We start from the raw sequence: 25,979 nt of genomic DNA, 5'->3' as shown, positions 1-25,979 counted from the left end.
CCATGAATACCAACTTAGCTTTACTCTTAGTTTTAGCACCCCTTTCGGGATTTTTACTGAATGTTTTCTTCGGGAAAAAACTAGGGAAAACCGTTTCCGGAAGCATCGGTACACTTGCTGTAGTAGTATCTTTTGTGGCTACTATTATGTTTTTTCTTCAAATCAATCAAAATCCGCAACCCATTCAAATTTCCCTTTTTGATTGGATTCAAATCAGTACATTCAAAGTTGATTTAGGATTTTTACTCGATCAATTATCGGTCTTGTGGTTGTTGTTCGTAACAGGAATCGGGTCGTTAATTCACCTCTATTCCATTAGTTATATGCACGATGACGAGAACATGCATAAATATTTCGCCTATCTAAATCTGTTTGTATTCTTTATGATTACTTTGGTTTTAGGAAGCAATTTATTGGTGTTGTTCATCGGTTGGGAAGGTGTTGGATTGTGTTCCTACCTTTTAATCGGATTTTGGTACCAAAACCAAGAGTATAACGATGCGGCCAAAAAAGCGTTCATTATGAACCGTATTGGTGATTTAGGTTTGTTAATCGGAATCTTTATTATCGGAACGATGTTTTCGACTTTAGATTACGCCACCTTAAAAACGGCAATCGCATCTGCTACAGACTTGAACTTACCTTTATTATCAATTGCGGCCTTATGCCTTTTTATTGGAGCTTGTGGAAAATCGGCTCAAATTCCATTATACACGTGGTTACCCGATGCAATGGCAGGTCCTACGCCTGTTTCGGCTTTAATTCACGCAGCAACAATGGTAACAGCGGGAATTTTCATGATTACCCGTTTGAATTTTGTTTTCGACTTAACGCCCGATGTGCAGCAAATTATTGCCCTAATCGGTGGTGCAACGGCTATTTTTGCAGCTACAATTGGTTTGGTGCAAAATGATATTAAAAAAGTATTGGCCTATTCTACCGTTTCACAATTGGGTTTCATGTTCATTGCACTTGGTTTAGGAGCTTACGAAGTAGCTGTTTTTCACGTAATCACACATGCTTTCTTTAAGGCGTGTTTGTTCTTAGGATCTGGTTCGGTAATTCACGCGTTACATGGTGAACAAGACATGCGAAACATGGGTGGTTTGGGAAAAGTAATGCCCATTACCTTCGCTACATTTTTAGTTTCGTCGCTGGCCATTTCAGGAATTCCATTGTTTTCTGGATTTTTCTCAAAAGATGAAATTTTATTAGTGGCTTTTCAACAAAATAAAGTATTGTGGATAGTGGCTTCTGTAGCCTCGGTTTTGACGGCTTTTTATATGTTCCGACTATTGTTTTTGACTTTCTTTAATGATTTTAGAGGTACCGAAGAGCAAAAACAGCATTTACATGAAAGCCCTGCTTTAATCACTTTTCCACTTATTGTCTTGGGTCTTTTAGCTACCTTTGGAGGTCTAATTAGTTTACCTGGTAACAGTTGGCTGAATCATTATTTAGCACCTTTATTCGGAAAAGCGGAGCATGAAGCACACCATTTGGGTTCTTTAGAATATTCGTTAATGGCCTTGGCTGTTTTAGGAGGAATTGTTGGAATTACCATTGCCTATATCAAATACATCAAACGTAAAGAATTACCTGCAAGAGACGATCAGCAAGAGGGTTTTACCAAAGTATTATATCATAAATATTATATTGATGAACTGTATGACAGTCTGTTTGTAAAAACAACCAATGCGATTTCTAAGTTTTTCAAAAACAATATCGAAACCAATTTATCAGAAGTTTTCTTCGGATTTGGTGCCATTGTCGAAGAAATTGCATACCAAGGAAAAAAGATTCAAAACGGAAGCATCGGTTTGTATGTGTTTGTTTTTGTAATCGGTCTTTGTATGATTGTTTCTTATTTATTTTTAGTTTAATAATTCCACAACTATGAACGTTTCTCTTATATTAATTATCCTTTTGCTTGGTGCTTTTTCAACCTTTGTGGTTGGTAATAAATGGGCTTCAAAAGTAGCTTTGTTATTTAGTTTGGCCGCCTTAGTAGGATCAATTATTATTTTAAATCATTTTCAATTAGGCGAAAACATCAATTATAGCTGTCCTTGGATTGCACAACCACAAATTGTATTTTCGCTACAAGCCGATGGTTTGGCCTTAGCAATGGTGTTGTTAACTACCGCTCTAGTGCCTATCATTATTTTATCTTCTTTTGAAAATAAATTCGAAAATGCCAAAAGTTTTTATGCGCTAGTATTGTTCATGGCCTTTGCAATGGTGGGAACATTTTTGGCCGCCGATGGATTAGTATACTATATTTTCTGGGAATTAGCCTTAATACCAATCTATTTCATTGCTTTAATTTGGGGTAATGGAGATACCGAAGAACGCAAAAAAGCCGTTGTGAAATTTTTCATTGTAACCTTAGCGGGTTCTTTATTTATGTTAGTGGCTTTTGTGTATTTGTATAGCAAAGCAGGATCGTTTTTAATTACGGACTTGTACCAACTTCAATTATCAAATGAAGAACAAACATGGATTTTTGGTGCTTTCTTCTTAGCGTATGCCATTAAAATTCCATTGATTCCTTTTCATACTTGGCAAGCCAATGTATACCAAAAAGCACCTACTGTAGGAACCATGCTTTTATCGGGTATCATGTTAAAAATGGGATTGTATAGCGTATTGCGTTGGCAATTGCCTTTGGCTCCTGATGCGGCAAAAGAATACATGCCTATTGTAATTGCTTTAGGAATTGCGGGTGTTATTTACGGTTCTATTGTCGCCTTAAATCAGAAAGATTTGAAAAAATTATTAGCCTACTCGTCATTGGCGCACGTGGGACTAATTGCAGCAGCGGCTTATTCCTTAAATTTGGATGGTTTTCGTGGTGCTGTTTTGCAAATGATTGCCCACGGATTTGTGGTAGTAGGATTGTTTTTGGCTGCCGAAATTATTTTTAGAAGATACGAAACGCGCAATATTGCCGATTTAGGCGGAATTCGTATACAGGCGCCAAAATTTACTTCTATGTTTTTAATTTTAGTATTGGCCTCAGTAGCATTGCCATCAACATTTAACTTTGTGGGCGAGTTTACCGTTTTATACAGTTTATCTCAAATTAATATTTGGTACGCCGTTTTAGGTGGAACGACCATAATTTTAGGAGCATATTATATGTTGAAAATGTTTCAAAATGTCATGTTAGGTCCAAAAAACAGCAATGTTTTTAGAGATATTACGACAGTTGAAGGAGTTTCGTTAGTAGCAATCATTGTCATTTTATTGTTTTTTGGATGGTATCCAAAACCAATTAATGATTTGATTACACCTAGTTTAGAATCAATTTTACAAATAATTCACCAATAGTAGTTGGGAATTTCACAGAAAAAAAAGTAAAAAAATAGCCATTAGAAAGTACGTAAAACCTATTTTCTAAATCTTAAGAAAAAATGAATACATTAATTGCCATCATCGGATTAGGGGTTTTATGCCTTGTATTTGAAATTGTTAATTTAAGAAAAGCCATCATTCCTGTGAGTATTCTGGGATTGTTAGGGGTTTTAGGATTAACCATTTCAGAAATGGGTACTGCACAAAGTTATTACAATAACATGATTGCAACTTCGCAATATTCTTTGGGATTTTCCGCATTGTTTATCGTGTTGACCATTTTTTTAGTGGCCTTAAGTTTTAACTTTTACGAAAACCACCAAACTAAAATTTCCGACTTTGTTGCGATCAAGATTTTTCTTTTGGCAGGAGCTGTGGCCATGGTGTCCTTTGGTAATTTAGCAATGTTCTTTTTAGGAATCGAAGTGTTGTCTATTTCTTTATATATTTTAGCAGCAAGCGATCGTTTGAATATTAAAAGTAACGAAGCGGGTATGAAATACTTTTTGATGGGGTCTTTTGCATCGGGTATTATTTTATTCGGAATTTGCTTGATTTACGGCGCAATGGGAAGTTTTGATGTAATCGACATTAGCGAATTATCGCAGTCGGCTGAGTTACCTATTTGGTTTCCAATCGGAATTGTATTGCTAACCGTGGGAATGTTTTTTAAAGTAGCGGCTGTTCCTTTTCATTTTTGGGCTCCCGATGTTTACGAGGGTTCACCAGCTTTAACCACCGCTTTAATGAGTACATTGGCAAAAGTAGTCGCTATTGCCACTCTGTTTAAATTACTGCAAATTTTAAATGCCGATTTATCGGACAACTTCAAATTAATCATCGTTATCATTTCTATGGCTTCCATGACAGTGGGTAATATTATGGCACTCCGCCAAGTCAATGTAAAACGAATGTTGGCTTACTCAGGAATCTCCCACGCTGGATTTATGATTATGACTTTGTTGACAATTCCAACTTCAGGAGGAACGTTATTGTATTACGCTACCGCTTACGGTTTATCTGGAATCGCTGCTTTTAGTGTGATTTTATATGTTTGTAAAAATACCCCATACAATGAAGATATTACCAATTTCCACGGTTTAGGAAAAACAAATCCACTATTGGCTGGGGTCTTAACAGCCGCGATGTTATCTATGGCCGGTATTCCAATTTTCTCAGGTTTCTTTGCAAAATTATTTTTGTTTAATCAAACCATCGAGGCCGGTTATATGGCTTTGGTTATTGTAGCAATTGTCAATTCAATTATTAGTGTGGGCTATTATTTCAAATTAATTTTAGCAATGTACACCAAAGAACCTAACGAAAAAAGAACGTCAACCCCAATTTTAATTTACGGTGTGGCTATTGTTTCAATTCTTTTGAACATTATTTTAGGATTAAATCCTTCTTTGGTTTTGGATATTATAAAATAATAAGTATAAATTTTACGAAACCGCCTCAACACCATTGAAGGCGGTTTTTTTATATCTTTAAAATTGAAATCTGGACAAAATTCAAAAAATATGGAAAATGATTCCCTGTATACTTTAAAATATCCCATTGGAATATTTATAGCTCCCGAAGCATATACTAGCTCCTATCTTGAAAATAAAATTAATAGCCTCGCTGAATTTCCGGATTTACTAGAAAAAGAAACGGCGCTATTAACAGCTGAACAATTAGATACACCTTATAGACCCGACGGCTGGACGATTAGGCAAGTTGTTCATCATTGTGCAGAAAGCCACATGAATTGCTTCATCAGATTAAAATGGACTTTGACAGAAAACACTCCCGTTATTAAAGCTTACAACGAAGCCAATTGGGCGGCTCTTGAGGATGATTGTACATTGCCTATAGCTCCTTCAATTCAGTTACTAAAAGGGCTGCATCAAAGAATCGTTTATTTGATGAAAAACTTCACTGAAAAAGATTTAGAAAGAGCATTTATTCATCCAGAAGACAACAATCAGTATGCTATTAAAGAGATCATAGGCAAATATGCATGGCATAGCGCCCATCATTTGGCACACATAACGGAACTCAAAAAAAGAAAAAAGTGGAAGTAATAATGAATTCATGATAACAACTCTTATGGCTTGCTTGCAATACTTCCATAAAAAAAGTATCGCCTTAAATCTTAATACGCAAATCACAGCTTTAGATAAAAATTTCTATATTTGAATCACAAAAAAACAAAAAACATGGAATTTAAATCAAAAAACCCCTTTTTAAGTAACAAGCGTTTTTCTAAAAATGCTGTTGGTGAAAAAGTGCATCATGCTCAAATAATAGACTATGACCAAGAAATGTCATTGTCGGGAACCATTAACAAAAGTATTTTGTTATTCTTGATTTTAACAGCGGCCGCTATGGTAACATGGTGGATGGCTTTTAACGGAATGAATATTCTATTACCAGCAATTGGGGGAGCTATTATGGGATTAATTTTAGTAATAGTTTCGGCGTTTAAACCACAATATTCGGGCTATTTAGCACCTGGTTATGCCTTGTTTGAAGGCTTATTCATAGGTGGCATTTCGGCCATTTTTGAAGCCATGTATCCTGGAATTGTCTTGCAAGCCGTGGGTTGTACTTTGGTTACCTTTATGGTTTGTTTGGGCTTGTACAAATACCAAATTGTAAAAGTAAATGAACAATTTAAATCGGTTGTAATAGCAGCTACATTGGCCATTGCTACGTATTATTTAATTTCGTGGTTGTTTTCTTTATTTACGAGCTACACGCCAGTACATTACGGGAATTCGATGGCAAGTATCGGAATTAGCGTGTTCGTGATTATTGTAGCAGCTCTTAATTTGTTTTTGGACTTTGACCAAATCGAAAAAGGAGTGCAACAACGCATGCCTAAATTCATGGAGTGGTATGGCGCTATGGGACTCATGGTTACCTTAGTTTGGTTATACATTGAGTTTTTGCGCTTATTATCCAAATTAGCAAGCAGAGATTAATTTCGTTATAATGATAAAATTGAACCTCCTCTTTTGGAGGTTTTTTTATACGCATACTTTTCAAATTTTACTCTTCACTTCTCGCCTCTTAAAAATTAAACTTCAACTGCACTGCGACTGCTTTTTTTCGTTCCGAATCGGTATTGAGATTCGAAAGGCTTATACCTAATAAACGCACCGAATCCTTCATGCGCTCTTGGTACAAAAGTTCTTTTACCGTTTCCAGAATCAAACTTTTATCAGCTACAAAATAAGGCAAGGTTTTACTTCGGGTTTGCAAACTAAAATCACTGTATTTGATTTTTAAAGTAACTGTTTTTCCGGCTACTTTATGACGTTGTAAGCGTTTTTCCAATTGTTGTGCTATCTTTTCCAATTGCTCCAACATGAAGATTTCCGACGACAGATTGCTTTCAAAAGTATGCTCGGCAGCAACCGATTTGGCTATGCGTTGCGACTTTACTTCGCTATTGTGAATGCCTCGGACAACATGGTAATAATAGCGGCCGGATTTGCCAAAGTGTTTTTCTAGAAATTCTTCCGACTTCAATTTTAAATCAGCACCGGTAAAAATGCCCAGTTGATACATTTTTTCGGTGGTTACTTTTCCTACGCCATAAAATTTACGTATCGGTAATGCTTCTAAAAACGGAATCACTTCTTCGGGCCCTACTGTTTTTTGGCCGTTGGGTTTGTGGTAATCCGAAGCTATTTTGGCAACGAATTTATTGACCGAAATTCCTGCCGAAGCTGTGAGTCCAATTTCGGTAAAAATGCGATCCCGAATTTCTTGCGCCAATAAACTGGCACTGGGGTTTCCTTTTTTGTTTTGGGTAACATCCAAATAGGCTTCGTCTAAAGATAACGGCTCGATCAAATCGGTGTAATCATGAAAAATACGGTGAATTTTTTTTGAAATTTCTTTGTAGCGATCAAAACGCGGTCGAACAAAAATCAAATCGGGACAATTTCGTTTGGCCTTTACACCCGATAACGCGCTTCTTACGCCAAATTTTCGAGCTTCATAACTCGCGGCAGCCACAACACCACGTGCCTCAGATCCGCCCACGGCAATGGGTTTTCCGCGTAATTCGGGATTGTCCATTTGCTCTACCGATGCATAAAAAGCATCCATGTCAATATGAATAATTTTGCGGAAAGTAACAGACTCATTCATAATGCAAATGTAAAACGATACGACTTAACTTGGTAAATTGAAAAAAAAAAATTCTGAAGCTGAATAAACAATCTGATAAAGAGTGATTAAAATTCAATTAGAATTAGATCCAATTCTTCAATTTTAGAATATCCTTTATCGGCAGTGACCAAAGGAATATTATAGAGTATCGAGGTTGCTGCAATGAACGCATCGGGAAGTTTAATGCTATATTTTCGCTTGAGTTGGATGGTTTGCTCTTTTATAGAAGCATTTAATTCGATTAAAAAACAATCCTGTATTAGTTGCTGCAGTTTGATTTCGTCTGATGAAGTAATTCCAGGAAATCCCAATAATTCAATTTCGGAAATAAAAGACATGCCAAAATTGTACTCCAAAAAAGGCGCTATAATTTTATTTCCTTCATGAAGATAAATAAGAAAATTAGTATCGGCAATAAAATCAATCTTCATTTGCTCGAATCGAAATTTGATAGGTCAGACCGTCAATATTTCGTTTAAGTTTCCCAAAATGTTTGGTAAGATTGCCTTTTTTAGCGGACTTTTTTAATTTGTCGCTAAGGATTTTTGCCGTATTTTTCATGTTTGTTTGATCAATAACAACTGTCATAACGAAATCTTTTGTATCAAATATACGAAATCTTTTGATACCTGTATGGAATGGATTTTTGCTTACAATTCCCTAACAAGTAATTTTAAGACTTCAGCAAAAGTGCATTTAAAAACAGCGCATGATCCAAATTTTAAATGCCAAAATGTTTAGAAAACACTAGTAAAGAAGTGTGACTTACACTTTTTCTTTTATTTTTGTAAAAAGCACCTCTAAATTTACAAAATGAGAACATTGGTTATAGGCGACATTCACGGAGGGCTATTGGCATTAGAGCAAGCGCTTCAAAGAGCAGCAGTTACCACTAAAGATACTTTGATTTTTTTGGGCGATTATGTAGACGGTTGGAGTCAGTCGCCGCAAGTGTTAGACAAATTAATCGAATTGCAAACCATACAAAAATGCATTTGCATCCGAGGCAATCACGATGAGTTGTTGTTGCAATGGATGAAAGACGGTAAAGATAATGCGCAATGGTACGATCATGGGGGCGAAGCTACCGTTTTGGCTTACGAAAAACTAAATCAAACCCACAAAAACATACACATTCGGTTTTTAGAGTCGCTAGAAGATTATTATTTAGATGACAAAAATAGGTTGTTTGTACATGCTGGTTTTACCAATATGAACGGAGTGAATTATGAATATTTTTCAAAATTGTTTTATTGGGACCGAACGCTTTGGGAAACCGCCTTGGCACTAGAACCGAGTATGTTGCCTAGCGATCCATTTTATCCAAAACGATTAACCTTATATCCTGAGGTTTACATTGGGCATACGCCTGTTTCGCGTATCAACCAAACGGTGCCGGTCAACAAAGCTTGCGTGTGGAATGTTGATACGGGTGCAGCCTTTAAAGGCCCACTAACTATTATGGATGTTGATACAAAAGAATTTTGGCAAAGTGATCCTTTAAACGAATTGTATCCGAATGAAAGGGGTCGGAATTAGAATAAAAAACCTACTTTTGCAGCCATAACAAAAATTAAATAATGAAAAAATTAACTACTTTATTGCTCGTTTTGGCTACAAGTTTTACGTACGCCCAAACGGCTTTTTCGGGAAAAGGGGATAAAAAAATCAACATTGGAGCTAATATTCAAGATGGAGGTTCTGGAATTCAGGGTTCTGCCGATTTTGGTTTAGGCGAGAATTTCTCCTTCGGTTTTGTGGCAAATTATTTGTTAGGTGCTGATGATTATTTTGGAGAAAAACCCGATTTTGGTGATCGTTTTGACGCCAAAGTACGAGTAAACGCTAATTTAAGTTCGGTTTTAAACATTTCGGATGCGTTTGATTTGTATCCGGGATTGAGCTTAGGCTTGAGAAATTTTGGTGGTCATGTGGGAGCACGTTATTTCTTTACGGATGGTTTTGGTTTGTTTAGCGAAATTGGTTTTCCGATTGCACGTTATGATAACGATCCTTACGGACCAAAATACCTTAACAACCAATTTACCTTTGCAGTGGGCGCCTCTTTTAATTTGAATTAAAAAAAAGAAAATCGCATAAAAAATCCCAAATTTCTACAGAGAGATTTGGGATTTTTTTATGTTAGTTTGCATGAAGCAGTAGTAAGGAAAGTCGATTCTACTTCAAATACAAACAATGGTTATAATAATCAATAATACCTTGTCCCGCTAGCAAAACGTCGGCACCAATAATGCCATGAACGGCTTTTACTTTATGCAAACGCAATGCCTCGTTGACATGCGACATGTCAAAAACAACCAATAAATACGATTCTTGTATCCAACGACCAATTTGTAATGTATTTTGACTCGAAATTTGTGTATCCATGCCCGAACCACCGGCTCCCGAAGCCTTGTCTTTCGAATCGGTTACCTCTAAATGGAAGCGCTCAATAGCCTCATAACCCACGCAAGTGTTGGAAGCTCCCGTGTCTAAAATAAAATTACCCAAAACGCCATTTAACCGAACGCGAACAACCAAATGATTCGTGGCGATAATTTTAAATTTGATCTTTTTGTATTTTTCTTGCTTTAAAATAGTATGCAGGTTCTTCATAATAGGGGTTTGCCTTTCAAATGTAAGTTAAAAATTCTAGACGATGCCATTTCAAAATAGTAACTTTGCAAGCAAATTTTCAAATTGTGATGAAGCCCTTTTCTATTACCGATACCCATACACACTTGTACAGCAGTGAGTTTAACGAAGACCGAACCGAAATGATTCAACGAGCTATAAAAGCAGGCGTGAACCGTTTTTTTATTCCGGCGATCGATTCCGAAACCACACAAAGCATGTATGAGTTAGAAAAAGAATTTCCTGAAAATGTGTTTTTAATGATGGGATTGCACCCTACGCATGTTAAAGAAAATTACGAATTTGAATTGCAACATGTAGCATCCGAATTACAAAAACGCAAATTTTATGCCATTGGCGAAATTGGTATCGATTTGTATTGGGATAAAAGCACTTTAGCCATACAGCAAAAAGCATTCAGAGCGCAAATTCAATTGGCCAAGCAATACCAGTTACCAATTGTAATTCATTGCCGCGATGCATTTGACGAAGTTTTTGAGGTGTTAGAGTCGGAAAAATCGCCCGAATTATTCGGTATTTTTCATTGTTTTTCGGGAACATTAGCGCAGGCAAAACAAGCGCTTTCCTATAATATGAAATTAGGAATTGGTGGTGTAGTTACCTTTAAAAACGGAAAAATAGATCAATTTTTAAATCAAATAGATTTGAAAGAAATTGTGCTCGAAACCGATGCACCTTATCTGGCTCCGGCTCCTTTTAGAGGCAAACGAAATGAAAGCAGTTACCTAACCAAAGTAGTAACAAAATTAGCCGAAATTTATGGGGTTTCCGAAGCCGAAATTGCCCAAGTAACAACCGAAAATTCAAAAACTGTTTTTGGTATTTAATCGGTTTATGCCGTTTTTTTGGATTTTTTTTTGTTCATTTGTCCACTTTAAAGAAGTATTATAATGCATAAATACGATGCCATTAGGCCTTATCACGATTTAGAAATTAATGCGGTTTTACAAAGCGCTGCTAATCATCCGATGATGAAAGCCATGATGAACTTTTCTTTTCCTGAACTCTCTGAGGAGGAATGGAAAGAACAGCTCAAAAAAACCCATTCTATTCGCGATTTCCAATGCAATTTCATCTACCAAACCATTCAAAAAGTACTCGAAAAAAGTTCGGAAGGACTAACTACTTCGGGTTTTGAAAAGTTAGATCCCGCAGAGGCTTACTTGTTTATTTCAAACCACCGCGATATTTTATTGGATACGACCTTGTTAAATGTGTGTTTGTTCGAACACAATTTGGTCATGACAGCTTCGGCCATTGGAGACAATTTGGTTAAAAAACCATTTTTACACGTTTTGGCCAAGTTAAACCGAAATTTCTTGGTACAACGAGGATTGTCGCCAAGAGAAATGTTGCAGAGTTCCAAATTATTATCCGAATATATGGGGCATTTATTGTTTCATGAAAACCGTTCGGTTTGGATTGCCCAACGCGAAGGAAGAACTAAAGATGGTAACGACGAAACCAATCCAGGTGTTTTAAAAATGATTGGAATGGCTTCGGATGAACCTAATTTGATGGATTACTTCAAAAAATTAAAAATTGTTCCCGTTTCGATTTCCTATGAGTACGACCCAACCGATGCCATGAAAATGCCTCAGTTAATGGCCGAAGCCAATAACGAAGTGTATGTGAAAGATAAAAACGAAGATTTCATGAATATCATCAGTGGTATTATGGGACCTAAGAAAAAAATTCACATGAAAGTCGGTAAGGTTTTGGATACCGAAATCGATGCGATTGTAGCCGATAACGACAACGTAAACAAACAAATTCAGGCCTTAGCGCAGGTAATTGACGATTCTATTATCCAAAATTACCAATTATGGCCGACCAATTATATTGCCTACGATATTAAATTCAATACCAACAAATTTGCGCACAAATACCAAGAAAAAGAGCGTTTGTTATTTGAACGTCGTATGGAAATGCGAATTGATACTTCAAACGATACCGCTGTGCAAGGATTTTTGGCCATGTATGCGAACCCGGTAGTGAATAAATTAAAATATACTGATGAGCTCTAAATCCAAAATACTTTTACTCTACACCGGTGGTACCATTGGAATGGTAAAAGATTTTGAAACCGGAGCTTTAAAAACCTTCAATTTTAGCGAATTACTCAAGCAAATTCCGGAGTTGCTGCAATTGGATTGCGAGATTGAAACCTTATCGTTTGAAAAACCAATCGACTCATCGGATATGAATCCGGACGAATGGGTAAAGATGGTACGCATCATCGAGAAAGAATACCAGCGTTTTGATGGTTTTGTGATTTTACACGGTTCCGATACCATGTCCTATACGGCGTCAGCACTGAGTTTCATGCTTGAAAATTTACAAAAGCCGGTAATTTTAACCGGTTCGCAATTGCCTATTGGCGACTTGCGTACCGATGCGAAAGAGAATTTAATTACGGCCATTCAAATAGCCTCTTTAAGAGAAAACGGGCAAGCGGTGATGCAAGAAGTGGGACTTTATTTTGAATACAAATTGTACCGAGGTAACCGCACAACCAAAATCAGTGCCGAACATTTTAATGCGTTCGCCTCGACCAATTACCCGCATTTAATCGAATCGGGAGTGAATTTAACGGTGTTCAAATCCTTGTTTTTAACGCACAATAACTCCGACAAAAACCTTAAAATTCATACGCAACTAGAAAATCGAGTGGCGGTGATAAAGCTTTTTCCAGGAATCAGTTCGGCTTTTTTAAGCGCGATTTTTGCAATGCCAGATTTAAAAGGAGTAGTTTTGGAAACCTATGGATCAGGCAATGCGCCCACACAACCGTGGTTTTTAAAACAACTCGAAACAGCCATTTCCAACGGCATACACATCGTGAATGTTACCCAATGTTCGGGTGGTAGTGTGGTGATGGGCAAGTACGAAACCAGTACCGATTTAAAGAAAATTGGAGTCATTTCCGGTAAAGACATGACCACCGAAGCAGCCGTTACCAAATTGATGTTTTTGTTGGGTTGTAAAGAACCTGTTGCCCATTTTAAAACAGTTTTTGAAACGCCAATCCGAGGGGAAGTTTCGGAAGATTAGTGACTTTTATGTGGTACGCTGCAATTGGCTCCTTCTTTGTAAAACGGAATTTCTTTTGCCTGATTTTCTTGTCGTTGGTAGTACAAGTAAACCGCTACCGAAACCAAACAAATAACACCTTGCACCGCAACCGTAGTACGGGTTCCCCAAAAATGCGAAACATAACCCGCTAACAAACTCCCAACCGGAATCATACCCTGATAGGCCATCATATAAAAACTGATACTACGCGAACGCATGTGGCTCAAACTAGTCGATTGAATGTAAATATTAACCGATGAAGTTTGTCCCATCATTCCAATTCCGCTCAACATCATACAAAATAAAGCCAGCAGTAAACTTTTAGAAAAGGCCAATACAATAATGCTAATTCCCATTAAAACCGTTGCACCAAGCAAGATGGTGGTGATTTTTTCAGTCGATTTTAAATTCGCTAAAAAGATAGCCGAAACGATACAACCAATTCCGGCGGCACTTTCAAACCAACTAAACGTTTGGGCATTTCCGCTAAAAATATCTTTGGCAAAAACAGGCATTAAGGTATTAAAAGAAATGACAAACAAACTACTGCAAGCCAACATCAACAGCATTTTTCCCATGTCGTGTTCTTTTTTTACATAATCAAAACCTTCATGAAAATCACGTAGCATGTTGAGTTTTTGAGTAACCGGTTCGTAAGGTTTGATGCGCATTAACGAAAGGGAAATCAAAACCGGAATGTAACTCAAAAAATTACCAATAAAACACACATCTTCGCCATATTGATGCAAAATGATTCCGGCCAAAGCAGGCCCGGCAATTCGAGCAAAATTGGTCAAAGTTGAGTTAAGGGCAACGGCATTAGGTAAATCGGCTTTGTCGTCTACAATATCAATCATCATCGTTTGGCGACAGGTCATATCAAAAGCATTGATAATACCTTGAATGAGTGATAAAAGCAGGATGAAATTGATGTTGTAAATTTTTAAATAGATCAAAAGGGCTAAGGCTCCCGCTTGCAACATGGCCAACGATTGTAAAATCATCATGCTTTTGTGACGGTTATAGCGACCAATAATGCTTCCGGCAATTGGAGCCAAAAACAAACTCGGAATCATGCTTAAAAAAGTGGCCAGTCCGAGTAAAAACACCGATCCGGTAATACTGTACACCATCCAACTTACTGCGGTTTTTTGCAACCACGTTCCAATAACGGAAATGGATTGTCCATAAAAAAACAATTTAAAATTGCGTGATCGTAAGGCTTTAAACATAATACTTTTTCTTTGATGCAAAGTTCGGAAATTGTAAATCATTAAAAAAATTACTAATTTTACTTATAATGATTACTTAAACTTATTAATATGGAGCTGTTTCAACTGCGTTATTTTGTAAAATTAGCTGAAGTATTGCATTTCACTCAAGCCGCCGAGGCCTGTTTTGTCTCGCAATCGGGTTTATCGCAGCAGATAAAAAAATTGGAAGAAGAATTGGGTTTGCCGCTTTTTTTACGAATTGGAAAAAAAGTACAACTTACCGAAGCAGGCTCCGTTTTTTTAGACCATGCCCGACGCGTTTTGGATAATGTAGAACGAGGTGTGCAAGCTGTAGACGACCTGAATGACTTAATTGGTGGCGAATTGCGAATTGGTGTTACCTATATTTTTGGGCTGCTTGTTTTACCTGTGGTTGAACTTTTTGCTCAGCAATACCCCAATCTCAAAATGATTGTCGAATATGGCGCCACCGAACCGTTGCAAAACAAACTCTTGCAAAACGAATTGGACATGGTGTTGGTGATTTCCAACAACGAAATGGATACGACCATGCATAAAATTCCGCTCTTCACTTCCAAACTGGTGATGGCAGTTTCTAAAAAAAATGAACTGGCGCAACACAGCTCCTTTCCGTTTAAAAAATTACATAAGATGCGGTTGATTTTGCCTTCACACGGGTTCAATTCTAGAGAATTTTTGGATGATTTGTTTAGTAAAAATGGGATTCAGCCCAAAATTTCAATCGAGCTCAATGCCATACATGCTTTATTGCAATTGGTCGAAAACAGCAATTGGGCCACAATTGTCACCGAAAAAGCCCTAAAAGGCTGGGACAACCTGCAAGCCATCGAACTAACTGGAGTAACGACCGAACGCAAATCGTACATTATCACCATCGAAAACGAATACCAAAAAAAAGCCATAGGTCTGTTTATAGATGCCTTCCGAAATCTGATAGCAACTTAAAAAATGATGCCTAAATAGTTTTTTTAAGTGATTTTTTTTTGTGTTCTTTGCACCCCAACAAAGAGAGGTGTCCGAGTGGTTGAAGGAGCAAGCCTGGAAAGTTTGTATGTGGGTAACTGCATCGAGGGTTCGAATCCCTTCCTCTCTGCAATTAAAATCTCAAAGAGAACCAAAACCCCGTAAATCTTATGATTTACGGGGTTTTTTGGTTTTTGGAACTTTCAAAAAGAACATTCTTTGTCAAATTTCAAGGTGCAAAATCGAGACCCTAGAAAAGTAGCAAATTAGGGTCTCGCTAAATTAAATGTAATGCGTGCTGAGCTACTGATTTTACAAGGGTTGCAAACCAGTTACTAGCATTACTTTTTAATGAACATCTTGCTAAATGATAAGCCTTACTATAACTTATTTGTATAATTAAAAGGATATCAATATGAGAGTAAAAACCACATTGCATTTTTTCTCGTGAATAACATAGCAGAATTTAAAAAGAAAAAGGCTGCCCTAAAAAAGACAGCCTTCCTATTTAAAGTAAATGCGTAATTAAAATGTGTAGTTGACTTAATACGGATTTGAAGTGGTGGTAGTTCTAATCAATTTTGGATTTACAAACTCATAAATTCCAGCAGGAGATTGTTCTCGTCCATAACCAGAACCTTTTGTTCCTCCAAATGGCAACTCAGGGCTTATACCCGTTAAGTGGTTGATGTAAACCATTCCCGTTACAATTTGTCTAGCCACATTTTGAGCTCTTTTTTCGTTGCCACTAAAAACACTACCTCCAAGTCCAAAATCAGTGGCATTGGCTAGTTGAATGGCTTCTTCTTCATTTTTTACACGGTAAAACATAAATACGGGACCAAATATTTCTTCATTATAGGCAGAATTATCGGGTGTAATGTTAGTCAATAAAGTAGGTTCCATAAAGGCACCTTCTCGATCAATTCTTTTTCCGCCTAATACAATAGTAGCGCCTTCTTTTGCTGCTTTTTCGACTTGTTTAATAACATTTTCAACTGCTTTTTCACTGCTCAAAGGTGCGAGAGTAGTTTCGGGATCCATCGGATCTCCTGCTTTAATTTTTTTAAATTCCTCCTTAACTTTTTCTAAGAAAGTATCCGCAATTGCTTCCTCAACAATTATTCTCTTAGGAGAAGTACAAACTTGTCCAGAATTCCACATTCTTCCTATTACAGCGGCAGTAGCGGCTTCCTGAATATTAGCATCGTCTAAAACAATAAAGGCATCACTTCCACCAAGTTCTAATGTGGATTTTTTAATATATTTCCCTGCCTCTGCCGCTATAGCAGACCCTGCTGGTTCACTTCCTGTTAAGGTAACTGCTTTTATCCTCTTATCGGCTACAAGTTCGCTTGCTTTTTTGCCAGGGATAAAAAGATTTTGGTAAACCCCTTTAGGAGCACCTGCTTCCTTAAAAATGTTTTCCATCTCTTCTGCACATTGCGGAACATTCGATGCATGTTTCATCAATATGGTGTTACCCGCCATCACATTCGGTGCGGCCGATCTTGTAATTTGATAAAAGGGAAAATTCCAAGGTTGCACGCTTAATAATACGCCCAATGGTTCGTAACTTAAAAAGGCAGATCCTATAGGTGTTTCAAGAGGTTGATCGGCAAGAAATTTTTCGCCATTATCAGCGTAGTAATCAAAGATGTTGGCTGATATTTCTACCTCAGCAATAGCATCTTTATGCAATTTACCCATTTCTAGGGTAACTAAAGCTCCCAATTCAACCTTTCTTTCTCTCATAATATTGGCCACTTTTTTCAATAGGTTTTTCCTATCAGAAAAGGCACTTTTTTTCCATAATTTAAATGCGTCGTCTGCATTTTGAATTTTAGTATCCAGAACAGCATCATCCATGATATCAAATTGCTTAGTTGTTTTATTTGTAAATGGATTGACCGTTTTAACCGAAGATTCTTTAATTGTATTTTCCATAATAATCTTATTTATTTAAGTAATACTATAAAGTTACCCATTGTAAAATGAACAAATCACATTAGGTTGTTAATACTGTGTTAGTGGATGTTAAATTAATAGAACGTTTCATCGAATAAAATTTGCCACTGCTTGAAGAGGATACTGCAATAGAAGAAGCCTATGCTGCATTTAGGATAGAAGAGCAGCAAAAAGCCTTTAATCAATTTGTAGTCGATGAAAAGTTAAATGCCGACAAACTAAAAAAATTAACCGAAGATTATTTATTCGCCCAACGCATTCCAACCAAACAAGAAGCAGTTGACGTTTTAGAAAACCAACCTTCAATGTTGCAAAGAGCTAAAGTCGGTGATTACATTTTAAGTAAATTCCTTACTTTTATCGATATTTTTTTTAATGATTAATAAGAAGTAAATAAAACTACCGTAATAGGCCCTATTCCTAATCCGATAATGCGGATTTGTTATCCATTCCCACAAGTTATGCTACTAAATTTTAACAATTAACTTACTAGCAAAATCGACCTTTTAAACTCGAAGCCGAAAGAGTCTTACCCAAAGTTGAATCATTAGCGATGCTGTTTTCGAGAGAGAATTGCTATAAATTGAAAATTAACTTTATGGTTTGTAAGAATCTGTAAATAAGAAAACTAGGAGTGTAAATTGCTGATTTATGTTATATATATAATATAAAAGTATAATTGTATAAAGATATAATTTGAGTCCAACCGTAATTTTGAAAAATACTAATTAAAAAAAGAAAAGTTATGAAATCGATGAAATCAAAAATAGCAATTATGGCACTAATAGTGGGTTGTTTGGCATCTTGCAAAAACAACGAAACAGTGGAACCCGTTTCAACCACCGATGAGGATATGATGACCAAAACGGATACTGCGTATGTGGTTCCCGCAGATTCTACCGTAATAGATTCTACTACAATGGTAAATCCTTAAAAGCTTAATAATTAAAAGTAATTCCAAATGTTTTTGGAGCTCTAAATTATTAATTCACGAGCCTGTGCCTTTGAGGTACAGGTTTTTTTATACTCTTTCGAAATACATGATACTAAATTAATAAATTTTAATACGAGCTACCCTTCGAACGCGTAAGGCCTAAACTTACAGCAATGTATCAAAACCCACAATTCTGAGCGTAGCGAGTACAAACCCTTCGCTACTTCGAACTAGTAAAAATATAAAAATGCCTGATGTAATAAAAAAGGATAATTGTATAAATGATTAGGTGTGTATACCCGCTAGATTTGTAATAAATAATTGAATATTAATAAATTAAAAATACAAAAAAGATGGAAAATGTAAACAACAGTGAAGGAACAAAGCGTCCGCTTTTAACAGGAATGTTTGCCGATAGAGATAGCACAGAAAGAGCATACAACTCATTATCTGAAAGAGGTTATACGAAAGACGATATCAACTTAATCATGTCCGACGAAACCAGAGAAAAATATTATTCTGATAAAAATGACGATTCCGAATTAGGAACCAAAGCAGCCGAAGGCGCTGGAACAGGTTCTGCAATTGGAGGAACTATTGGAGCAATAGTGGGTGTTATTGCCGCTTTAGGAACCAGCGTTATTATTCCAGGTCTTGGAATTATTGTAGCGGGTCCTTTAGCAGCTGGTTTGGCCGGCGCTGGAGCAGGAGGAATTACCGGCGGAATTATTGGTGCACTTGTCGGTTCGGGTATCCCTGAAGACAGAGCAAAAATTTATGAAAACGGAATCAAAGAAGGCCATGTTGTTTTAGGTGTAAATCCGAGAAATGAAGAGGATGCGGAATACCTAGCAGAAAATTGGAGAGCCAATCAAGCGAAAGACATTTATCGCTAACAAATAATTTTTATGAATACCCTAAAGCCGATTATTGTAATAGTCGGCTTTTTCATTTGTGGTAAGCCCGCTTTAAAGAACAAAAATTCGTAGTTCACAAGAATAATTCGTAATCTTCCATGTTTGTTTTATTTCGTAAAAACCGTAATAGTCAACGTCCAATTTAAACATTCAAAATGCTGAAGTCCTTACTAACAGCAATACATATAGCTCAAATCTAAAATCCAATTACTGAAATCTCATCCTACAAACAGATACAAGAATTTCTTTGAAAACATAGTGCTTTGCGCCCTGGGCGAATGTAGTAGAATTACATTTTTAGCGTTATTTTTGTTTAACCTAGAATACAGTTTCTAAACCGCAAACCACTTATAATCGCAAGAATGGTTTGCCATAACTTAAAAAAAGAGTCAATCCAATGAAAAAGACCTATTTCGTAATAGTCCGTTTTGAAATACAACAAGAGCAATTTCAAACCTTAGTTTCGCTAATTAAAGAATTTTTTGAAAAAGAAGTCAGCTCTTGTCCCGGTTTTATAGCATCACAAATTCTAATTAATGAAGATAAAACAAAAGTGGTCAATTACGCTACTTGGGATTCCAAAGAAAAATTTGAGAAATTCGCGGACGAAATTGCTTCAAAATCAGAAATTTCAAAAAAAATAGGAGCCTTTAAACCCGTAAGAGAAACATTTTCGGAGTTCGAATATTTACCCAAAGCAAAATAAGATACAATCATCGCAATAGTCTTTAGCTTATAGCAACGTAAGTTTTCAAAACCAATTTCCTTGAGAAATTATGAAATTTGTATTATTTCATATTCAGTAAGTTATGTCTATATAGGCGGCTACGGCCACACAAAGCTTGTTTCAGAAAACAAAATGGTGTGTGGGAAGCATAAGAGGGTATGCTTTTAGATGCCATAAAAGCTATCAAGTGGTTCGACTGTCTTCTACTTCTCATCGTTCCAATAGGGACTTTCGCTTGGCTTAGATAATTAGATTGCTTTCACTTAACTCTTCCAGATGCTATTTGTAGCCATAATTTACAATTTTAAAGTATATTCGTAAGGAACTAAAAGTATTGTAAGAGCGACCGAAGGTTTAGTGCAATCAATAAAAACGATTTTGGGCACTTGGCTTAATAGTAAGTTGATTTTGTATTTGTTGCGATAGTTATCCGCATTGGCAAATGAAAATAATGGGCTTATTTTAGCAAAACCTCTGTTGTCGTTGCAAATTAGCGCAAACTTTAACAGATAAACGATGGGTCTAATATATTGATCTATGAAAGAAAACGTAGCAATCCTATATCAGACAAAAACCCCACCCGAACGTAACGGAATTATTAAACCAATGAAACCAGGTGGATATTCCGACAGTGGAGCGGATATAGCATATTCTCTAAAAAGGCAGGGCATCAATATTATAACTCCTGTTGAAGATTCTCAAATCGAGCAAGATTTAGATTGGGTTTTCCCCGATACCACTAACGGCATAAAAATGGCCATTGAAAAAGGTGCTTCTACTATTTGGCTTAATACCGTTTTATATAAAGGTCACCCGATTGAGGATTTTATTAATAAAGGAATGTCGGTTGTGGGACAAATTCCAGAAAACGTTGACTTGTATGACGATAAATGGGTGACAAATAAGTTGTTAAAAGCAAACGATTTACCCATACCAAAATCGATTAGTATTACCCATGATAATATAATGAAATACAAATTAGACTTCCCTTTTCCAGTTGTGGCAAAACCCATTCGGGGCAGAGGAAGTCAGGGAGTTTGCGTAGTGAAAAACAAAGAGGAATTAGCATTAATTCTCAACAATATGTTTAATTCTCACAGTTATGGAGAAGCGCTGTATGTGGAAGAATTTTTGTCGGGACAAGAAGTTACCATAACTATAATGCCACCAGGAAAATACATCATTGGAGGCGAAATTACCACAAAAAACAACTATTGGAGTTTGCCACCTGTTAAGCGTTTCAATCATGAAAACGGAATTGCGCCGTTCAACGGAAAAGTGGCTGTTGTAAACAACAGCGAAGTGCTAACAAACCTCGAACTACGGCAGGAAGAAATTCAACAACTTTGCCTACAATGTGAAGTAGCATCAAAGATAGTAAATGCCAAGGCACCTATTCGAATAGATTGTAGAGCCAACGCAAAGGGAAAATACTTTTTGTTTGACCTGAATATGAAACCTAACATGACAGGTGCTTCCCGCCCACATAAGCAAAACCAAGATAGTTTAACGGTTTTATCTGCTCGAAAAATTGGTTGGACTTTTGACGACTTAGTCCTTAATATGCTTGGCCAAAAGTGGAAAATATAAAAACAACCGCTAACAGCTAAGCACGCATTGCCCTCCTTGAACCGACCACCCAAGCGAACATGAACCCACCCTAAGATTCATCATTAAAGAAACTTTTTCCGATATTTAAATTAATATAGAAGTAAACCCCAAGCCTACGGCCTATTGCTTAAAGCCTATAGCCAAAAAATACATGCCAACAAAAAGTTGCGTAATTTTACAAAACTAAAAAAAGGAATCATGAAAAAGCTGCAAAATAAAACCGCTATAATAACAGGCTCTTCCAGAGGTTTAGGAAAAAAAACGGCTATCGAATTAGCCAAAAACGGAGCGAATGTAATAATCAATTACCATTCAAATAAAGCAGAAGCAGAAGCAACCGTGACCGAAATCGTTTCAAACGGAGGTCAAGGACTAGCCATTCAGGCCGATGTAAGCCAAAGTGCTGCGGTCGAATTGCTTTTCGAAAAAGCGATCAGCCATTTTGGAAAAGTAGACATTCTAATTAATAACGCCGGAATCATAAAAAACAAATTGCTGAAAGATTTTACCGAAGAAGATTTTGATTCACAGTTTTCGGTAAATGTAAAAAGCGTTTTTTTGACAATGAAAACCGCAGCCGAAAAATTAGAAACAAACGGCCGAATCATCAACATTTCTAGTTCTACGGTGCGGTTAATGATGCCGACTTACTCCATTTATTCGGCCACTAAATCGGCCGTAGATCAAATGACAAAAGTTTTTGCAAAAGAAATGGGCAGTAAAAATATCACCGTTAATTCGGTTCTAGCTGGCCCAATGAATACCGAATTGTTTCTAGAAGGCAAATCGGAAGAACTAATCAGCAAAATTGCGAGTTTCTCGGCCTTTAACCGAATTGGCGAAGTAGAGGATGTTATCCCTGTTATTTTGTTTTTGTGTAGCGACGAATCGCAATGGGTTACAGGTCAGAATATTGGCGTAAACGGAGGAATGGCGTAAAAATGGGTTTTCTGAATGAAAAAACACCTCGATTAACCATGGTAAATACAGGATAAAAAACAGTAAAAAATGAAAAAAACAAACCAATATCATTTACGATTACAACAAATTCACACCCTCAAAGACGACTTAAAAACCGATACACCCATTGAAATTGAATTTGAAAATCACGACGAAATTTTTAGCATTATCAACAGGATAAAAGACAAAAACCTCTTTAACAACGACCAACAATCGGTAGAATTTGCCATTGGCCTAAAATTGTTTACCGAAGTCATGCTCAAAAACCGAGACAACGAACTTTTTTCAGAACTCGCACCCGAAATCAAAAAGTTTATGGAGAAATTAAAAAAGAGGTAAGTAAGTCGGAAGTCGAAAGTCAAAGGTCGAAAGCGTATGGCCTATAGCTTAAAGCCTACAGCCTAATGCTTACAACAACTAGCTTATTTTTTAAAACCAATTCTATAAACAGTAAAGAATTTCGGTTAAATTGCATATCGATTTTCAGACTGATCTTACTAATTTGAGATATTGGCGTGAAAAAATAAGTGCTATGTGCTAGTTGGCAGTAATTTTGAAAAACCGAAACGAAATTGATGAAATCAAAAATTAAAACTTACAGATTACTAACATTTAAGTTCTTTTTGAAAACGCTATTTGTTTTATTTTTAGTTTTATGTTTGATTTTAATTATAACGGGAATAATCAAAAGTTTAGCAGGATTTTGGAATAATAATTATAAATCAGGATATGCAGGAATAGTTTTGTTGCTTATTTCTTTATACTTATTTTATAATTTGGGCTTGACAATTTATTTATACGTGAAATATCTATTACACGAAAGAAATACAAAAATCCAGATAGATTTTGAAAATGAAACAATTACAATGTTTAAAAATTCAAAATATTATGTTTTAGATTCTCAAAGCTTAAAATCGATTGAATTTTATCTGTCAACAAAACATTATAAAAATTTATTAGGTAATTATGGATATACAAAATTAAATACTAATGATGGTAAAGAATTTATAATTACGAATTTTATACTTAATTACAGACTTATAGAAAATATGTTCTGCAATGTAAAAAAAATTAAAAAGCTTGATGAAGTCATATACCTCCCATAAAAAAAACTACCGCCAACACACGCTACAAGCGATTTGGGCATTCGGCTTAATTGAAAAATGGTCTTGTATTTGGATGCCGATAGCTATCGGCAATGGTAAATACGAAAACATGGCTTAATTTAGTCTCAAACCCGCTGTAGTACCAAGACGTTAGGCGTGATTGTAGAACGACCGTAATCAATAGATAAAAAATTAATGGCAGAGAAATTCCCAACAATAAACAGTACACTTTCACCAAACGAACTGGGTAAACTTATTCAACAAAAATATGGGTTGAGTGACAAAACCGAATGTAGCATATTTCGACTTGCAATGAACCATCTATATATTGTTCAAGACGGTAAAAATAAATTCGTTTTTAGAGTTTACACACATCATTGGCGGACAAAATTAGAAATTGAAGAAGAATTAAGACTTTTAACTCATTTAAAAGAAAGCGACCGACAAGTTGCATTTCCAATTGCAGACAAATCCAACAAATTAATTCAAGAAATTGAAGCACCAGAAGGAAAAAGATATGGTGTTTTATTTTCGTTTGCCAAAGGCTCAAAGACAGCAAAATTCACAGAACAAACAAGTTTCTTAATAGGACAATCATTAGCCAAAGTTCATCAATCGACAGAAAATTTTGAACTAACAAGAACGTCTTACAATGCTGAAAATTTGCTTAAAAATTCAGTTATAAAAACAAGGGAGTTCTACAGTAAAAACATTGACGAAATTGAATTTTTAGAAAAACTGTCTGTTTTCTTAACAGACAAAATAGAAAATATTGACAAACGTAAATTAAGGTATGGAAGTATTCATCTTGATGTTTGGTTTGACAATCTGCACATTGATGATGAAATAGGAATAACTTTTTTTGACTTCGATTTTTGTGGAAATGGGTTTTTATGTTTCGACATTTCTTATTTTCTGTTTCAGTTGCTTGCAACAAATTTAAATGAGGAAGAATATCAAATAAAGGCAGACAACTTCATAAAAGGTTACGAAACCGTTACAGAAATAAGTAAGGAAGAAAAAGACTTCATAAATTATGGTTGTTTAGCAATTATGACTTACTACATTAGTGTTCAGTGCGACAGATTTAACTATTGGACAAATATTTTCCTAAATGAAGACCATTTAAAAAGAATGGTTGGAAATTTGAAAAGGTGGATTAAATATAACAAAATTGAAATAAACACGATTGGAAAAAAAGTACACGGCCAACAATAGTTAGGTAAAATGATTGGTTTTGTACTGAATCGAAGATTCGGTTTTCTAACAAACATTAATGCCAAATTGAAAGTAAGTACCTTGAAATCCGCCACATCGCCAAGCCGAAAAACGTTTACATAAACACGCCACCACCCAACATTGCGGAAAATCAGAATAAATGATACTTCTAAATTTGTTTTTAGTACTTTTATTGAAAATAGTAAAAATGAATTTGATTGAAAGTCATACAAAAGATATTTTTACTTTATGCAAATCGCATAAAGTAAAATCGTTATATGCTTTTGGTTCAGTTTTAACGGATAAATTTAATCCCGAAAGTGATATTGATTTAATTGTTGAATTTCAGGAATTAGATGTTCTGGATTATGGAGATAATTATTACGATTTGAAATTTTCATTAGAAAATATTTTTAAAAGAAGTGTTGACTTACTTGAAGAAAAAGCAATAAAAAACCCCTTTTTTAGAAAATCTATAAATCAGAAAAAACAATTGATTTATGGACAATAATATTAAAACGTGGCTTTATGATATTTTAAGTTCAATCAATGAAATAGAAAGTTATTATGTTGATATGCCAAAGACATTTCAAGTCTATCAAAATGATGTACGAACTAAAAGAGCAGTTGAGCGAAATATTGAAATAATCGGTGAAGCTATGAACCGAATTTTGAAACTTGACACTGAAATTGTAATTTCTAACTCTAGAAAAATTGTCGATGTTAGAAATAGAATTATTCACGGATATGATTCAGTTTCTGATGATGTGATTTGGGGAATTGTAATTAAAAATTTGCCCGTTTTACAAAAAGAAGTGGAAAAATTACTTGGTGAATAATAAAGTACTTCTGCCAACACTAATATGGCGCCATTTGCGAATTTAGTAACATTACCCTTTTTTACCGCAACTTCATTTCACCGAAAAAAACATTTACGTAATCCCAACGATCACAAGCACAAAAAAAGAACAGCCATTTTACCAAACCACATAGTTATAATATTACCAATTGCCATTTGTCATAAAGTTGTTCCTCTTTCCATTATTCCAAATAATTTTATTA

The 25,979-nt window shown here is 35.8% G+C and carries 29 protein-coding genes and 1 tRNA gene; 24 read left to right on the top strand and 6 right to left on the bottom strand.

The annotated features are described in order from the left end of the window. Positions 1–2: 2 nt before the first annotated feature. From nuoL to I5M07_RS05745, 5 genes are all read left to right on the top strand, one after another. Positions 3–1,883: an NADH-quinone oxidoreductase subunit L gene (gene nuoL / locus I5M07_RS05765; protein WP_200105271.1), complete on the top strand. Its 1,881-nt coding sequence runs from the start codon at positions 3–5 to the stop codon at positions 1,881–1,883. Between the two features lie 13 nt (positions 1,884–1,896). Beyond that, positions 1,897–3,333, top strand: a complete 1,437-nt coding sequence (locus tag I5M07_RS05760; protein ID WP_200105270.1) for a complex I subunit 4 family protein — start codon at positions 1,897–1,899, stop codon at positions 3,331–3,333. An 83-nt stretch (positions 3,334–3,416) separates the two neighbouring features. Next, positions 3,417–4,790, top strand: a complete 1,374-nt coding sequence (locus I5M07_RS05755; protein WP_200105269.1) for an NADH-quinone oxidoreductase subunit N — start codon at positions 3,417–3,419, stop codon at positions 4,788–4,790. Positions 4,791–4,880: 90 nt separating this feature from the next. Next, on the top strand, positions 4,881–5,426 hold the full coding sequence (locus I5M07_RS05750; RefSeq protein WP_200105268.1) for a YfiT family bacillithiol transferase: 546 nt from the start codon (positions 4,881–4,883) through the stop codon (positions 5,424–5,426). A 135-nt stretch (positions 5,427–5,561) separates the two neighbouring features. Continuing rightward, positions 5,562–6,329: a Bax inhibitor-1/YccA family protein gene (locus I5M07_RS05745; protein WP_200105267.1), complete on the top strand. Its 768-nt coding sequence runs from the start codon at positions 5,562–5,564 to the stop codon at positions 6,327–6,329. An 88-nt stretch (positions 6,330–6,417) separates the two neighbouring features. On the opposite strand, the gene dinB is transcribed toward I5M07_RS05745, so the two are convergent. From dinB to I5M07_RS05730, 3 genes are all read right to left on the bottom strand, one after another. Next, positions 6,418–7,506 carry a DNA polymerase IV gene (dinB, locus tag I5M07_RS05740; RefSeq protein WP_200105266.1) on the bottom strand — a complete coding sequence of 363 codons (1,089 nt, stop codon included), beginning with the start codon at positions 7,504–7,506 and terminating at the stop codon, positions 6,418–6,420. A gap of 86 nt (positions 7,507–7,592) precedes the next feature. Continuing rightward, on the bottom strand, positions 7,593–7,958 hold the full coding sequence (locus I5M07_RS05735; RefSeq protein WP_200105265.1) for a type II toxin-antitoxin system VapC family toxin: 366 nt from the start codon (positions 7,956–7,958) through the stop codon (positions 7,593–7,595). Further along, positions 7,948–8,115, bottom strand: a complete 168-nt coding sequence (locus I5M07_RS05730; RefSeq protein ID WP_200105264.1) for a hypothetical protein — start codon at positions 8,113–8,115, stop codon at positions 7,948–7,950. The genes I5M07_RS05735 and I5M07_RS05730 overlap by 11 nt, the downstream gene beginning before the upstream one ends. Before the next feature lie 225 nt (positions 8,116–8,340). Between I5M07_RS05730 and I5M07_RS05725 the strand changes: the two genes are divergently transcribed. Beyond that, the gene (locus tag I5M07_RS05725) at positions 8,341–9,066 is read left to right on the top strand and encodes a metallophosphoesterase family protein (RefSeq protein WP_200105263.1); all 726 of its coding nucleotides are present in this window, start codon (positions 8,341–8,343) and stop codon (positions 9,064–9,066) included. Between the two features lie 41 nt (positions 9,067–9,107). Next, on the top strand, positions 9,108–9,608 hold the full coding sequence (locus I5M07_RS05720; protein ID WP_200105262.1) for a DUF6646 family protein: 501 nt from the start codon (positions 9,108–9,110) through the stop codon (positions 9,606–9,608). A gap of 97 nt (positions 9,609–9,705) precedes the next feature. On the opposite strand, the gene I5M07_RS05715 is transcribed toward I5M07_RS05720, so the two are convergent. Beyond that, positions 9,706–10,143 (bottom strand): retropepsin-like aspartic protease, encoded by a 438-nt coding sequence (locus I5M07_RS05715; protein WP_200105261.1) that lies wholly within the window; start codon positions 10,141–10,143, stop codon positions 9,706–9,708. 89 nt (positions 10,144–10,232) lie between these two features. Here I5M07_RS05715 and I5M07_RS05710 point away from each other — a divergent pair, with 89 nt between their 5' ends. The 3 genes from I5M07_RS05710 to I5M07_RS05700 all read left to right on the top strand — a co-directional run bounded on the left by I5M07_RS05710 (position 10,233) and on the right by I5M07_RS05700 (position 13,236). Continuing rightward, positions 10,233–11,009 (top strand): TatD family hydrolase, encoded by a 777-nt coding sequence (locus I5M07_RS05710; RefSeq protein ID WP_200105765.1) that lies wholly within the window; start codon positions 10,233–10,235, stop codon positions 11,007–11,009. Positions 11,010–11,072: 63 nt separating this feature from the next. Continuing rightward, positions 11,073–12,209, top strand: a complete 1,137-nt coding sequence (locus I5M07_RS05705) for a 1-acyl-sn-glycerol-3-phosphate acyltransferase (RefSeq protein ID WP_200105260.1) — start codon at positions 11,073–11,075, stop codon at positions 12,207–12,209. Beyond that, the gene (locus I5M07_RS05700; RefSeq protein ID WP_200105259.1) at positions 12,199–13,236 is read left to right on the top strand and encodes an asparaginase; all 1,038 of its coding nucleotides are present in this window, start codon (positions 12,199–12,201) and stop codon (positions 13,234–13,236) included. The genes I5M07_RS05705 and I5M07_RS05700 overlap by 11 nt, the downstream gene beginning before the upstream one ends. On the opposite strand, the gene I5M07_RS05695 is transcribed toward I5M07_RS05700, so the two are convergent. Then, positions 13,233–14,489 carry an MFS transporter gene (locus tag I5M07_RS05695; protein WP_200105258.1) on the bottom strand — a complete coding sequence of 419 codons (1,257 nt, stop codon included), beginning with the start codon at positions 14,487–14,489 and terminating at the stop codon, positions 13,233–13,235. The genes I5M07_RS05700 and I5M07_RS05695 overlap by 4 nt on opposite strands. A 90-nt stretch (positions 14,490–14,579) precedes the next feature. Between I5M07_RS05695 and I5M07_RS05690 the strand changes: the two genes are divergently transcribed. Beyond that, positions 14,580–15,458 (top strand): LysR substrate-binding domain-containing protein, encoded by an 879-nt coding sequence (locus tag I5M07_RS05690; protein WP_200105257.1) that lies wholly within the window; start codon positions 14,580–14,582, stop codon positions 15,456–15,458. Positions 15,459–15,519: 61 nt separating this feature from the next. Continuing rightward, positions 15,520–15,606, top strand: a tRNA-Ser gene (locus I5M07_RS05685). A gap of 413 nt (positions 15,607–16,019) precedes the next feature. Here I5M07_RS05685 and I5M07_RS05680 read toward each other — a convergent pair. Next, positions 16,020–17,423: an NAD-dependent succinate-semialdehyde dehydrogenase gene (locus I5M07_RS05680; protein ID WP_200105256.1), complete on the bottom strand. Its 1,404-nt coding sequence runs from the start codon at positions 17,421–17,423 to the stop codon at positions 16,020–16,022. Between the two features lie 122 nt (positions 17,424–17,545). On the opposite strand from I5M07_RS05680, the gene I5M07_RS05675 reads away from it, so the two are divergent. From I5M07_RS05675 to I5M07_RS05620, 12 genes are all read left to right on the top strand, one after another. Further along, positions 17,546–17,827, top strand: a complete 282-nt coding sequence (locus I5M07_RS05675) for a type I restriction endonuclease subunit R, EcoR124 family (RefSeq protein ID WP_200105255.1) — start codon at positions 17,546–17,548, stop codon at positions 17,825–17,827. Between the two features lie 392 nt (positions 17,828–18,219). Then, positions 18,220–18,378, top strand: coding sequence for a hypothetical protein (locus tag I5M07_RS05670; RefSeq protein WP_200105254.1), 159 nt, complete (start codon positions 18,220–18,222; stop codon positions 18,376–18,378). 353 nt (positions 18,379–18,731) lie between these two features. Beyond that, complete coding sequence (locus I5M07_RS05665) at positions 18,732–19,274, top strand: hypothetical protein (RefSeq protein WP_200105253.1); 543 nt, start codon at positions 18,732–18,734, stop codon at positions 19,272–19,274. A gap of 418 nt (positions 19,275–19,692) precedes the next feature. Continuing rightward, on the top strand, positions 19,693–20,001 hold the full coding sequence (locus tag I5M07_RS05660) for an antibiotic biosynthesis monooxygenase family protein (protein ID WP_200105252.1): 309 nt from the start codon (positions 19,693–19,695) through the stop codon (positions 19,999–20,001). 558 nt (positions 20,002–20,559) lie between these two features. Next, positions 20,560–21,612, top strand: a complete 1,053-nt coding sequence (locus tag I5M07_RS05655) for an ATP-grasp domain-containing protein (RefSeq protein ID WP_200105251.1) — start codon at positions 20,560–20,562, stop codon at positions 21,610–21,612. Between the two features lie 219 nt (positions 21,613–21,831). Then, positions 21,832–22,572 (top strand): SDR family oxidoreductase, encoded by a 741-nt coding sequence (locus tag I5M07_RS05650; RefSeq protein WP_200105250.1) that lies wholly within the window; start codon positions 21,832–21,834, stop codon positions 22,570–22,572. Between the two features lie 69 nt (positions 22,573–22,641). Further along, the gene (locus I5M07_RS05645) at positions 22,642–22,932 is read left to right on the top strand and encodes a DUF3861 domain-containing protein (RefSeq protein ID WP_200105249.1); all 291 of its coding nucleotides are present in this window, start codon (positions 22,642–22,644) and stop codon (positions 22,930–22,932) included. A gap of 236 nt (positions 22,933–23,168) precedes the next feature. After that, positions 23,169–23,699: a hypothetical protein gene (locus I5M07_RS05640; protein ID WP_200105248.1), complete on the top strand. Its 531-nt coding sequence runs from the start codon at positions 23,169–23,171 to the stop codon at positions 23,697–23,699. Continuing rightward, positions 23,677–23,817, top strand: a complete 141-nt coding sequence (locus tag I5M07_RS05635; RefSeq protein WP_200105247.1) for a hypothetical protein — start codon at positions 23,677–23,679, stop codon at positions 23,815–23,817. Before I5M07_RS05640 ends, I5M07_RS05635 begins: the two co-directional genes overlap by 23 nt. Positions 23,818–23,894: 77 nt before the next feature. After that, positions 23,895–24,917: a phosphotransferase gene (locus tag I5M07_RS05630; RefSeq protein WP_200105246.1), complete on the top strand. Its 1,023-nt coding sequence runs from the start codon at positions 23,895–23,897 to the stop codon at positions 24,915–24,917. Between the two features lie 208 nt (positions 24,918–25,125). Then, positions 25,126–25,428, top strand: a complete 303-nt coding sequence (locus I5M07_RS05625; RefSeq protein ID WP_200105245.1) for a nucleotidyltransferase family protein — start codon at positions 25,126–25,128, stop codon at positions 25,426–25,428. Beyond that, positions 25,418–25,756: a HepT-like ribonuclease domain-containing protein gene (locus tag I5M07_RS05620; RefSeq protein ID WP_200105244.1), complete on the top strand. Its 339-nt coding sequence runs from the start codon at positions 25,418–25,420 to the stop codon at positions 25,754–25,756. Before I5M07_RS05625 ends, I5M07_RS05620 begins: the two co-directional genes overlap by 11 nt. Positions 25,757–25,979 lie beyond the last annotated feature (223 nt).

It is taken from the genome of Flavobacterium agrisoli (assembly GCF_016522065.1).
GTDB lineage: Bacteria > Bacteroidota > Bacteroidia > Flavobacteriales > Flavobacteriaceae > Flavobacterium > Flavobacterium agrisoli.
The sequence above is the reverse complement of the archived record's forward strand: the minus strand, read 5'-3'. Positions and strand labels throughout refer to the sequence as shown.

What these genes read in the sequence shown, in the direction of transcription:
- nuoL (WP_200105271.1), top strand. Translation starts at nt 3, where the DNA reads ATGAATACCAACTTAGCTTTACTCTTAGTTTTAGCACCCCTTTCGGGA.
- I5M07_RS05760 (WP_200105270.1), top strand. Translation starts at nt 1,897, where the DNA reads ATGAACGTTTCTCTTATATTAATTATCCTTTTGCTTGGTGCTTTTTCA.
- I5M07_RS05755 (WP_200105269.1), top strand. Translation starts at nt 3,417, where the DNA reads ATGAATACATTAATTGCCATCATCGGATTAGGGGTTTTATGCCTTGTA.
- I5M07_RS05750 (WP_200105268.1), top strand. Translation starts at nt 4,881, where the DNA reads ATGGAAAATGATTCCCTGTATACTTTAAAATATCCCATTGGAATATTT.
- I5M07_RS05745 (WP_200105267.1), top strand. Translation starts at nt 5,562, where the DNA reads ATGGAATTTAAATCAAAAAACCCCTTTTTAAGTAACAAGCGTTTTTCT.
- dinB (WP_200105266.1), bottom strand. Translation starts at nt 7,506, where the DNA reads ATGAATGAGTCTGTTACTTTCCGCAAAATTATTCATATTGACATGGAT.
- I5M07_RS05735 (WP_200105265.1), bottom strand. Translation starts at nt 7,958, where the DNA reads ATGAAGATTGATTTTATTGCCGATACTAATTTTCTTATTTATCTTCAT.
- I5M07_RS05730 (WP_200105264.1), bottom strand. Translation starts at nt 8,115, where the DNA reads ATGACAGTTGTTATTGATCAAACAAACATGAAAAATACGGCAAAAATC.
- I5M07_RS05725 (WP_200105263.1), top strand. Translation starts at nt 8,341, where the DNA reads ATGAGAACATTGGTTATAGGCGACATTCACGGAGGGCTATTGGCATTA.
- I5M07_RS05720 (WP_200105262.1), top strand. Translation starts at nt 9,108, where the DNA reads ATGAAAAAATTAACTACTTTATTGCTCGTTTTGGCTACAAGTTTTACG.
- I5M07_RS05715 (WP_200105261.1), bottom strand. Translation starts at nt 10,143, where the DNA reads ATGAAGAACCTGCATACTATTTTAAAGCAAGAAAAATACAAAAAGATC.
- I5M07_RS05710 (WP_200105765.1), top strand. Translation starts at nt 10,233, where the DNA reads ATGAAGCCCTTTTCTATTACCGATACCCATACACACTTGTACAGCAGT.
- I5M07_RS05705 (WP_200105260.1), top strand. Translation starts at nt 11,073, where the DNA reads ATGCATAAATACGATGCCATTAGGCCTTATCACGATTTAGAAATTAAT.
- I5M07_RS05700 (WP_200105259.1), top strand. Translation starts at nt 12,199, where the DNA reads ATGAGCTCTAAATCCAAAATACTTTTACTCTACACCGGTGGTACCATT.
- I5M07_RS05695 (WP_200105258.1), bottom strand. Translation starts at nt 14,489, where the DNA reads ATGTTTAAAGCCTTACGATCACGCAATTTTAAATTGTTTTTTTATGGA.
- I5M07_RS05690 (WP_200105257.1), top strand. Translation starts at nt 14,580, where the DNA reads ATGGAGCTGTTTCAACTGCGTTATTTTGTAAAATTAGCTGAAGTATTG.
- I5M07_RS05680 (WP_200105256.1), bottom strand. Translation starts at nt 17,423, where the DNA reads ATGGAAAATACAATTAAAGAATCTTCGGTTAAAACGGTCAATCCATTT.
- I5M07_RS05670 (WP_200105254.1), top strand. Translation starts at nt 18,220, where the DNA reads ATGGCACTAATAGTGGGTTGTTTGGCATCTTGCAAAAACAACGAAACA.
- I5M07_RS05665 (WP_200105253.1), top strand. Translation starts at nt 18,732, where the DNA reads ATGGAAAATGTAAACAACAGTGAAGGAACAAAGCGTCCGCTTTTAACA.
- I5M07_RS05660 (WP_200105252.1), top strand. Translation starts at nt 19,693, where the DNA reads ATGAAAAAGACCTATTTCGTAATAGTCCGTTTTGAAATACAACAAGAG.
- I5M07_RS05655 (WP_200105251.1), top strand. Translation starts at nt 20,560, where the DNA reads ATGAAAGAAAACGTAGCAATCCTATATCAGACAAAAACCCCACCCGAA.
- I5M07_RS05650 (WP_200105250.1), top strand. Translation starts at nt 21,832, where the DNA reads ATGAAAAAGCTGCAAAATAAAACCGCTATAATAACAGGCTCTTCCAGA.
- I5M07_RS05645 (WP_200105249.1), top strand. Translation starts at nt 22,642, where the DNA reads ATGAAAAAAACAAACCAATATCATTTACGATTACAACAAATTCACACC.
- I5M07_RS05640 (WP_200105248.1), top strand. Translation starts at nt 23,169, where the DNA reads ATGAAATCAAAAATTAAAACTTACAGATTACTAACATTTAAGTTCTTT.
- I5M07_RS05635 (WP_200105247.1), top strand. Translation starts at nt 23,677, where the DNA reads ATGAAGTCATATACCTCCCATAAAAAAAACTACCGCCAACACACGCTA.
- I5M07_RS05630 (WP_200105246.1), top strand. Translation starts at nt 23,895, where the DNA reads ATGGCAGAGAAATTCCCAACAATAAACAGTACACTTTCACCAAACGAA.
- I5M07_RS05625 (WP_200105245.1), top strand. Translation starts at nt 25,126, where the DNA reads ATGAATTTGATTGAAAGTCATACAAAAGATATTTTTACTTTATGCAAA.
- I5M07_RS05620 (WP_200105244.1), top strand. Translation starts at nt 25,418, where the DNA reads ATGGACAATAATATTAAAACGTGGCTTTATGATATTTTAAGTTCAATC.